This is a genomic window from Nocardia sp. NPDC003345 (assembly GCF_053589395.1).
In genome coordinates this window covers 1-8,336 of sequence record NZ_JBSFRU010000299.1, presented here as the reverse complement: position 1 = coordinate 8,336, position 8,336 = coordinate 1, and the positions used below count along the sequence as shown (strand labels likewise).

Sequence of the window (8,336 nt, the reverse complement as noted above, 5' to 3'; positions counted from 1 at the left end):
GGCGCCGATGTGGTGGTGGATCGGCCCGCTGCTGGTCTACGTGCTGCTGCCGAGTCTGGACCGGTTCTTCGGGCCCGACGGCCAGAACCCGCCCGACGAGGTGATGCAACAGCTCGAGCACGACCGGTACTACCGCTGGTGCGTCTACGCGTTCATACCGTTCCAGCTGATGAGCCTGGTGTTCGCCGCCTACCTGTGGACCGCCCCGGATCTGTCCTGGCTGGGTATCGACGGCGGGCTGGGACTGTGGTCGAAGATCGGCGTGGCGTTGAGTGTGGGGGTCATGGGTGGCGTCGGAATCAACACCGCCCACGAACTCGGCCACAAGAAGGACGATCTCGAACGGTGGCTGTCGAAGATCACGCTCGCCCAGACCGGCTACGGGCATTTCTACATCGAGCACAATCGCGGCCACCACGTCCGGGTCGCCACCCCCGAGGACCCGGCCAGTGCCCGGTTCGCCGAATCCTTCTGGAGTTTCCTCCCGCGCAGTGTGTGGGGAAGCCTGCGGTCGGCGTGGGCGCTGGAACGAACGCGGCTGCAGCGCACCGGAAGCGGCCCGTGGACCCTGCGCAACGATGTGCTCAACGCCTGGGCGATGACCGTGGTGCTGTGGGGCGCGCTGGCGGCGGTGTTCGGCCCGGCTGTGCTGCCGTTCCTGCTCATCCAGGCCGTCTACGGATTCTCGCTGCTGGAAACCGTGAACTACCTCGAGCACTACGGCCTGCTGCGGCAGCGGACGGCCACCGGCCGCTACGAACGCTGCACCCCCGAACACAGCTGGAACTCCGACCATATCGTCACCAATATCTTCCTCTACCACCTCCAACGGCACAGTGACCACCACGCCAACCCCACCCGCCGCTACCAGACGCTGCGCAGTATGGACGGCGCCCCAAACCTGCCGAGTGGCTACGCGAGCATGATCACCCTCGCCTACTTCCCGCCGCTGTGGCGCAAGGTGATGGACCATCGGGTCCTCGACCACTACCGCGGCGAGATCGGCCGCGTGAACATCCAGCCCGGAAAGCGGGACCGGGTGCTGGCGCGTTACGGAGCGGTGAGCTGATGGCCGCCTACGCCTGCCCGGTCTGCGGCTACCGATACGACGAGATCACCGCCGCGCCCCGGGAGGGATTCCCCAGAGGCACACCGTGGGCGGCGGTACCCGACGACTGGTGCTGCCCCGACTGCGGAGTCCGGGAAAAGCTCGACTTCGAACCCGTCGATCCGATGAGAGGACCGTTGAGATGAACACCGGATACAAGCTCTACCAGTGCGTGCAGTGCGGCTTCGAATACGACGAGGAGCTGGGCTGGCCGGAGGACGGGATCGCTCCCGGCACCCGCTGGGACGACATCCCCGACGACTGGTCCTGCCCCGACTGCGGTGCGGCGAAGGCCGAGTTCTTCATGGTCGAGGTCAGCCGCACCTGAAAGCGGGTGCCGCCGGTGGATCGGCGCGTCCGCTACTCCTGGCGGCCGCGATATCCGATCGGTTGCCGGTCGGGGCTTCAGTCGGCGAGGTAGCGCAGCATGACCGCGGTGCCGAAATGCCTGGTTTCGGTGCGGCGGAGGCGGATGCGGTTGTCCAGCAGCGGGAAAACCGGGGTACCGCCACCGAGTATCACGGGCATGACGAACAGCTGATACTCGTCGACGAGCCCGTGCGGGATGAGCGCGGACGCGAGGTTCGCGCCGCCGACCTCGATGATCCCGTCGCCCTCCGTCTTGAGGCGGCGCACCTCCTCGACCGCGTTCTCGCCGACCAGCCGGCTGTTCCAGTGGACCTCGGTCAGCGTCCGGGAGAAGACGACCTTCGGTTTCTCGGTCCAGAGGGTGGCGAACTCACGCTCGATGGGCGGGGCGTCATCGGGGACATGCGGCCAGTACTCGGCCATCAGTTCGTACAGGCGGCGGCCGTGCAGCGAGATCTCGATCTCGCGGAAGCGGTCGTTGTGGAACTGATGCAGTTCATCGTCCGGGTCGGTCCAATCGATGCTGCCGGCGCGGTCGTTGATATAGCCGTCCAGGGACACGCTGAACCCGTAGACCAGTTTCCTCATAGCCGAGTAGACCTCCCGCGTGCTCGAAACTCATCGGTATGGCGACTGTCCTATCCGGTGGATCGTGAGAACACCCATTACGGTCGCCGCGGCTCCAGGGTTCGTCGAAGCCCGTCGACCAGCCAGTTGTGCGCATCGCCGGTGGTGGCCGGGTTGCCCGTGATATCCGCGGTCAGGCGCCAGTATCGCCGGACCCGCGGGTCGGTATCGGCCGCGCAGCCCAGCAGCCGGCGGCGAAACGCCGGCGTACCGCGCGTGCCGCGGGCGACGGAGTGGGCGGTGACGAAATGGTCGAGTTCGGCTCCCGCGCGCGGGGATTCGGATTCGAGCACCAGGCGTCTGGTCCGGTCGTACACCCGTGCCAGCTCGGCCAGTAGCCGGCTCTTGTCGCGAATCCGGATATCGACCGGCCGCCACAGCTGAGCGGAGACCACCGCCCGCGATCCCGGATCCCCGACCAGAGCGACCAGTTCGGCATAGGCGAGGACTCGCTCGGGCGCCGGAACCTCGGGCAGCCGGGGGACATTCGCCGCCAGGAAGCCCTCGAACTCGGTCGCGGACATCATGGGGAGGATGCTGCGCCAGAACGCGACGAGAGTGTCGTAGGCGGTGTCGCCGTCGCGAACTGTCGCGAGTAGTGCCAGCCGGTGCCCGCGGTCGGCCTGCGGGGCCGCCGCTACGGTGGCCAGTGCCGCCCGTTGCCATGACAGGCCGCGCAGCTGTGCTTCCACCTCGACGCGTTCGGCGGCGACAGCGTCTGCCAGGCGCTGGGAACCATCGACAACGCCGCGTATTCGTGCCAGGCTCAGACCCACGCCGCGAAGCTGCCGTATCAGTCGTAGCCGCTCGACGGTGATATCCGGGGCGAACACGCGATGGCCGCCGGAGGTGCGCAGCGGCTCGAGTAAGCCCATATCGCTGTAATAGCGGATCGTGCGGACCGGCACACCGGTCCGGCGGGCCAGCTGCCCGATGCCGAGGAACCCGTCCTGCTGTGTGCTGTCGGTCACAATTGCTTGAACCTCCACCCCGCTGGAGTTCGTAGCGTAGCTCACGGAGGGGCCCACGCCGGGGACCTCCACCGATGTCGAGGCGACGCGATCGAGCACATGCGGAGGTTGGGAAATGACAATGACGGACAAGGCGGCTTCGGTGCGGGAACTGCCCGATGGAACCAGGACCTTGCAGGTGTGGTGGGAACCGCCTCTCGGTGCCTTGCGAATTCTGGGGATGTCCCGCGAGGAGCAGCTTGCGGCATTGGTTTCCGGCAGCCTTCCCAAGGCGCCGATCACCCAGTTGCTCAACTTCGACGTCGCCGAAGCCGACCCCGGCCGGATCGTCGTGGAGCTGAACCCCGACGAGCGGCATCTGAGCCCGGTCGGCTCGGTGCACGGCGGAGTCATCGCGGCGATTCTGGATTCGGCCATGTGGTGCGCCGCCCAGACCTCGCTCGACGACAAGTCGATTCTGGCCACCGTCAATATGAATATCGGATTCACCCGGACCGTCGCCGCCGGGTGCGGCCTGCTGCGGGCCGTCGCCGGGACTCTGCACGTCGGCCGGACGTCCGTCACCGCCGAAGCGCGACTGATCGATGCCGCGGACACCCTGTATGCCCATGCGACCGCGAGCTTCCTCCGGTCGCCGTCGCGAGCGGCGAGCTGATCAGCGGAGGGGGAGTCGCGCAGGGGTGATGCCCGTGCGTGCGATGTGATCTGCGGCATAGCTCGATCGGATGGCCTTGACCTCAATAAATATTGAGGTTTCAGGATGGTCTCACGCCGATCCCACGGCTTCACCCCAGGAGATCATCATGAGCACCACCACCACCACCACCGCCACCGCCGCCCGCATACCCGCGCTCAACCGACCGGTCGCGCTCTTCGGAGCGATCGGTGCCGCACTCCTGGCCAATATCATCGTGTGGCTGATCGGCGCCGCGGCGGGCGGAACCTTCGAGATGACCGATTCCGGCCGGGTGCAGAGTGTGGCCCCCGGCGGAATCATCATGTTGACCGTGGTCCCGATGCTGATCGGTCTCGGCGCGGCCGTGCTGCTGTCCTACAAATGGGTCGGTGTGCTGCGTATCGCCGCGGGCATCGGTTCGGTGCTGGCCGTGGCCACCATCGCGATGACCGTCGCTGCCGATTTCGACACCCCGTCCACGATCGCGCTGTCGATCACGCATCTGACCCTGGTTCCCGCACTCGTCGTCGCCACCGAGGGGTTGCGCCGCACACTGCTCGGGAGCTGATGGCACGACCGGCAGGGCCCGCGTCCCGGACAGGGACGCGGGCCCTCCGCCGTGTCGTCGAAGCCCGGTCACCGGATCTCGGGCGCGCCCACTTCCAGGTGCTCGCGGTCCCAGCCGCCCCCGTCCGCGGCGGCCGCGTAGGTCGATCGGAGAAAGTCCAGGACAGTGGCCTCGGGATCGTCGGCGGTGCGGACGGACTCGTAGGGGAGCAGGAACTCGTGGATCCCGGCGTCGTAGTAGCCGGCATCCGGACGGATCGGCGTCTGCGCGTATCCGTCGGGTTCGGGATAGGCGTAGGCATAGAAACTGCCCTCGGCCGAACCACCGGGCCAGAAGCCGGAACTGGCCAATTCGTGTGAGTAACCCTCGACCATGACCCAGTCGGCGCAGTTCGGGGCACCGCCGGGATGCGGCGGGGCGGTGCGCCCGGAGAAGCGGGTGTAGGCCAGGTCCATCGCACCCCAGAAGAAGTGCACCGGGCTGGCCTTACCGGCGAACTCGCCGCGGAACCGGTTCAGGACCCGATCGGCGGCCACCAGCTGGCGCCAGAAGGTATTGGCGTGATCCCGGTCGTAGGAGGCATGCGTGGTGTCCTCGGCGAACGGGATCGCTGTTTCCACCTCGACCGGCCTGGCCAGGATCGGGATATCGATACCGAGCGCGTGCAGCCCGGCCGTGACCTCGTCGTAGAAGGCGGCCACGGTTTTGGGCTCCAGGTTGATCCGGTGCCGCGCGCCGGTACACGATCGGATGTGGAGCTGGTGGTCGGTGAAGTCGAATTCGATATCGAAGGTCCCGCGCTCGTAGGGGATCGCCGAGGTGGTCAGACCGCGCGCGGACAGATAGAAAGGTCACCTGCCACCAGTGGTTGACCATCGGGGCCCGGGCCAGGCGCAGTTTTCCGACGATCTGGGTCCACATGTGCAGGGTGTCGCGAGTATCGGTCCAATCGTCCACCCGCAGGGCCGGCCAGACCTCGTTCGATGTGGTGCGCATATCCGTCCCTTCGGCTCGGAGAACCCGGGGGCTGGGGGCGGCGGTCGCGTCAGGCCTCGGCCATCACCCCCTCGCCGCGCAGCACGGCGCCGAGCCGCACCGGGAATACCGCGAACACGTGATTCAGCTGGCCGGGCGACATCAGCCGGTCCAGTGCCGAGGTGACGCAGCCGGCGGTGAACGGGACATCGCCGAGCGAGATACCGGCACGTTCCGCGAACTCGTCGACGAATTCGGCGATGCCGTGACCGCCCGGTACGCGGCTCGGCACCCATCCCTCGTACCAGATGCCACGCAGGTAATCGGGCAGCTGAGCGGTGAGGTGTGCGGAGTTCGCGACGCCGATGCGGTCGCGGACGGTGTGCATCCAGGCGCGCAGCGCACGCAGGGCGAAGGTGAGATCTTCGGTGCCCAGATCCTCGGCGACGGCCCGCAGCCAGGTGTGGGCGGTGTGCATGCCGGCGGCAAGGGGGTCGTGATGATGCGTCATTGGTGTACCTGCCTTCCAGGTGGCCGGTCCGATGCGCGGGTCGATACCGTAATTCTACGGCTCCACCAGCGCGAACAGCAGACCCGATTCCGCACCGGTGGATCGGTGCGATGTCCATCGCGGACCGGCCGCACCGCCCGGCGATCCGGCGGAGCTGCTCGCCGGCCGGGGTTGCCTCGACCGGGGTTCCGGGCTTGAACCCGACGTAAGGTCAGGTCCTACCGTCGGCGACACCGGCGCATCGGGCGCCGGTGGAAGTGGGATGAAACGGATGGACCGGTACGGAACCGAGCGCGTGTGGAAGGTCGGTGAGCTCGCGGCCGAGGCCGGGCTCACGGTGCGGACGTTGCACCACTACGACCGTATCGGCCTGGTGTGTCCGGCCGGGCGCACCGGCACCGGCCATCGGCTCTACAGCGCCGGTGATGTCGAGCGTCTGTACCAGGTGCTGGCTCTGCGCCAGCTGGGTCTGAGCCTGGACCGAATCGCGGACCTGCTCGCGGGCACCGTGCCGATGACGCAGGTGCTGCTCGTGCACCGCGACTATCTGGCCGCGCAACTGGCCGCGACCCGTGAACTGCATGCCCTGGTCACGGCGCTTGCCGCTACGGCGGAGAGTCGGCCGGACGCATCCGCGGACCGCTTCCTGGAATTGATCAGGAGGACCGTGATGGTCGACGACACCTTCAAAGAGTATTTCACCGACGCCCAGCTGACGCAGCTCGCGCAGCGCCGGGAAGAGCTCGGTGACCAGCGGATCCGGCAGGCCGAAGCGCAATGGAGCGTGCTCATCCCACAGGTCGACGCGGCGATCGCGGCGGGTATGGACCCGTCCGCGCCCGAGGCGCGGCGGATGGCGGCGCAGTGGATGGAACTGCTGGAGGGATTCCACGGCGGCGACGCGGGCCTGCGGGACAGCCTGTACGAGATGCAGGCCCGTGAGGCCGACCGGATCGAGAGCGAGTTCTGCGGGCCGTCACCCGCACAGATCGAGTTCATCACCGCCGCGAACGCCGCACGCGGGTAACGACGGTAGGCCCCGGTGTACACGCCGGCACACCGGGGACACCTCGAGTTCGGCGTCGATACCGTCGCCGGACGCTTCGTACGCCCACACATCGCCCGCCCGGCCTCGAGCGGCGCGCGACCGCGGACCGCCACGGGCGGTGTGGATAAGTTGGTGACCATGCTGCTCTGGATCAACGGCCCCTTCGGCGGAGGGAAGACGCAGACCGCGTTCGAGCTGCACCGCCGGCTCCCCGGCAGTGTCGTCTGCGATCCGGAAATGGTGGGGTTCGGGCTGCAGCGGATGACGCCGCCGAAGCTCCGCACCGATTTCCAGGATTATCCGAGCTGGCGACAGGGCGTCTTCGAGGTTCTCGACCATGTGCTGCGGGAGCACGACGGTGTGGTGATCGCTCCGATGACCGTCGCGCACCCCCGGTACTTCGACGAGACGGTCGGCCGCTTGCGCGAATCCGGCCACGACGTACACCATTTCGCGTTGCTGGCCCGCCGGGAAACGGTGCTGGACCGGCTGCGCGACCGTGGGCTCGGCTTCGCTCCCGTGCTGCGGGCGGTCGGTCAGGGTGATCTGTTGCTGCGTGCCGAACAGTTCGCGGTGGGCAAACTGGACTTCTGCCTGGAGCAGCTGAGCAAGCCGGAATTCGCCGACCATATCTGGACCGATACGACTCCGGTGTCGGCGGTGGCCGACCGGATCGCCGAAAAGTCCGGTGTGACACTGACACCCGATACCGACGGCCGACTGCGAGGCAGGCTCCGCCGCATGGCGGTCACGGTCCGCAGTGCCCGTTTCTGAGACGCCGCGTGCACCGGACACCGCTCGCACCTGGAAGATCGTGAAACCGAGTAATGAATACGAGTCGGGGCGCGATCATCCGGGCATGACGATCGCACGGAAATTGGCCACCACAGCAGCCACCGGACTCGTGGGCGCGGCGATGGCCGTAGTCGCACCGGGCGTCGCGGCCGCCGCGGATCCCTGCCAGCTCGGGGTGTCGAATGTCGGACCCCGGACCTGCGCCACCACCGAGTTCCGGACGGCCCCGGCCTGGACGCTCGGTAACGGCATCTGCGTCGGCATGCTCAACGCCGCCGGTGTCGGCTACGACGGCCCACTGAGCCAGTACCACGTCTTCCCGGGCACCGCCCATTCCATCGAACTGCGGATCACGCAGGGTTTCTCCCCGCTGGGCAACTGGGCACCGACCGTCCTGGCCTGTGATGTCACGGCGATCGTCGACTGGCGCAACCTCGACACCGGACGCACCGGTTCGGTGAGCCACTTCATCCCCGCGGGCAATACGAGCACCCGGCCGTTCTATGTGCACGTGGACTCGGGTCCCGGGCGGGTGGCGCTGACCCTGCGCACCGACCGCCCGGGCGTCCCGGCGACGACCGAGGTATTCGTCCCCTGACCGGTCAGACGCCCAGCTCGTCGCAGAGACTTTCGTAGCGATACAGGTAGTCGGGTGTCGCGCGCTGATCGCCCAGGCCCACGGTGTCGA

11 protein-coding genes and 1 pseudogene are annotated in these 8,336 nt (G+C 67.6%); 8 read left to right on the top strand and 4 right to left on the bottom strand.

The features are described 5' to 3' along the window. The 3 genes from ACWDU1_RS25615 to ACWDU1_RS25605 all read left to right on the top strand — a co-directional run. A partial coding sequence (locus tag ACWDU1_RS25615; protein WP_450002238.1) for an alkane 1-monooxygenase occupies nucleotides 1-1,069 on the top strand: 1,069 nt, incomplete at its 5' end. Continuing rightward, the gene (locus ACWDU1_RS25610; RefSeq protein ID WP_450002236.1) at nucleotides 1,069-1,254 is read left to right on the top strand and encodes a rubredoxin; all 186 of its coding nucleotides are present in this window, start codon (nucleotides 1,069-1,071) and stop codon (nucleotides 1,252-1,254) included. The genes ACWDU1_RS25615 and ACWDU1_RS25610, both read left to right, overlap by 1 nt. Continuing rightward, the gene (locus ACWDU1_RS25605) at nucleotides 1,251-1,436 is read left to right on the top strand and encodes a rubredoxin (RefSeq protein ID WP_450002234.1); all 186 of its coding nucleotides are present in this window, start codon (nucleotides 1,251-1,253) and stop codon (nucleotides 1,434-1,436) included. The genes ACWDU1_RS25610 and ACWDU1_RS25605 overlap by 4 nt, the downstream gene beginning before the upstream one ends. A gap of 77 nt (nucleotides 1,437-1,513) precedes the next feature. Here the strand turns inward: ACWDU1_RS25605 and ACWDU1_RS25600 are convergent, their stop codons facing one another. Both ACWDU1_RS25600 and ACWDU1_RS25595 read right to left on the bottom strand, forming a co-directional pair. Then, entirely contained in the window at nucleotides 1,514-2,065 is a 552-nt protein-coding gene (locus tag ACWDU1_RS25600; protein ID WP_450002232.1) for a dihydrofolate reductase family protein, read from the bottom strand. Nucleotides 2,066-2,142: 77 nt separating this feature from the next. Beyond that, nucleotides 2,143-3,075 (bottom strand): MerR family transcriptional regulator, encoded by a 933-nt coding sequence (locus ACWDU1_RS25595; RefSeq protein WP_450002230.1) that lies wholly within the window; start codon nucleotides 3,073-3,075, stop codon nucleotides 2,143-2,145. A gap of 115 nt (nucleotides 3,076-3,190) precedes the next feature. Here ACWDU1_RS25595 and ACWDU1_RS25590 point away from each other — a divergent pair, with 115 nt between their 5' ends. Together ACWDU1_RS25590 and ACWDU1_RS25585 are read left to right on the top strand one after the other, a co-directional pair. After that, nucleotides 3,191-3,730 carry a PaaI family thioesterase gene (locus tag ACWDU1_RS25590; RefSeq protein WP_450002228.1) on the top strand — a complete coding sequence of 180 codons (540 nt, stop codon included), beginning with the start codon at nucleotides 3,191-3,193 and terminating at the stop codon, nucleotides 3,728-3,730. A 148-nt stretch (nucleotides 3,731-3,878) separates the two neighbouring features. After that, nucleotides 3,879-4,319 (top strand): DUF6069 family protein, encoded by a 441-nt coding sequence (locus ACWDU1_RS25585; protein WP_450002226.1) that lies wholly within the window; start codon nucleotides 3,879-3,881, stop codon nucleotides 4,317-4,319. A 68-nt stretch (nucleotides 4,320-4,387) separates the two neighbouring features. Here the strand turns inward: ACWDU1_RS25585 and ACWDU1_RS25580 are convergent. Further along, nucleotides 4,388-5,315: pseudogene (locus tag ACWDU1_RS25580) on the bottom strand (DUF5996 family protein). Nucleotides 5,316-5,364: 49 nt separating this feature from the next. After that, nucleotides 5,365-5,805 (bottom strand): DUF2267 domain-containing protein, encoded by a 441-nt coding sequence (locus ACWDU1_RS25575; protein ID WP_450002224.1) that lies wholly within the window; start codon nucleotides 5,803-5,805, stop codon nucleotides 5,365-5,367. Between the two features lie 271 nt (nucleotides 5,806-6,076). Between ACWDU1_RS25575 and ACWDU1_RS25570 the strand changes: the two genes are divergently transcribed. The 3 genes from ACWDU1_RS25570 to ACWDU1_RS25560 all read left to right on the top strand — a co-directional run bounded on the left by ACWDU1_RS25570 (nucleotide 6,077) and on the right by ACWDU1_RS25560 (nucleotide 8,246). After that, the gene (locus ACWDU1_RS25570) at nucleotides 6,077-6,832 is read left to right on the top strand and encodes a MerR family transcriptional regulator (protein ID WP_450002222.1); all 756 of its coding nucleotides are present in this window, start codon (nucleotides 6,077-6,079) and stop codon (nucleotides 6,830-6,832) included. Nucleotides 6,833-6,991: 159 nt separating this feature from the next. Further along, nucleotides 6,992-7,627 carry an AAA family ATPase gene (locus ACWDU1_RS25565; protein ID WP_450002240.1) on the top strand — a complete coding sequence of 212 codons (636 nt, stop codon included), beginning with the start codon at nucleotides 6,992-6,994 and terminating at the stop codon, nucleotides 7,625-7,627. An 85-nt stretch (nucleotides 7,628-7,712) separates the two neighbouring features. Then, nucleotides 7,713-8,246 (top strand): hypothetical protein, encoded by a 534-nt coding sequence (locus tag ACWDU1_RS25560; protein ID WP_450002221.1) that lies wholly within the window; start codon nucleotides 7,713-7,715, stop codon nucleotides 8,244-8,246. The last annotated feature ends 90 nt before the right edge of the window (nucleotides 8,247-8,336 follow it).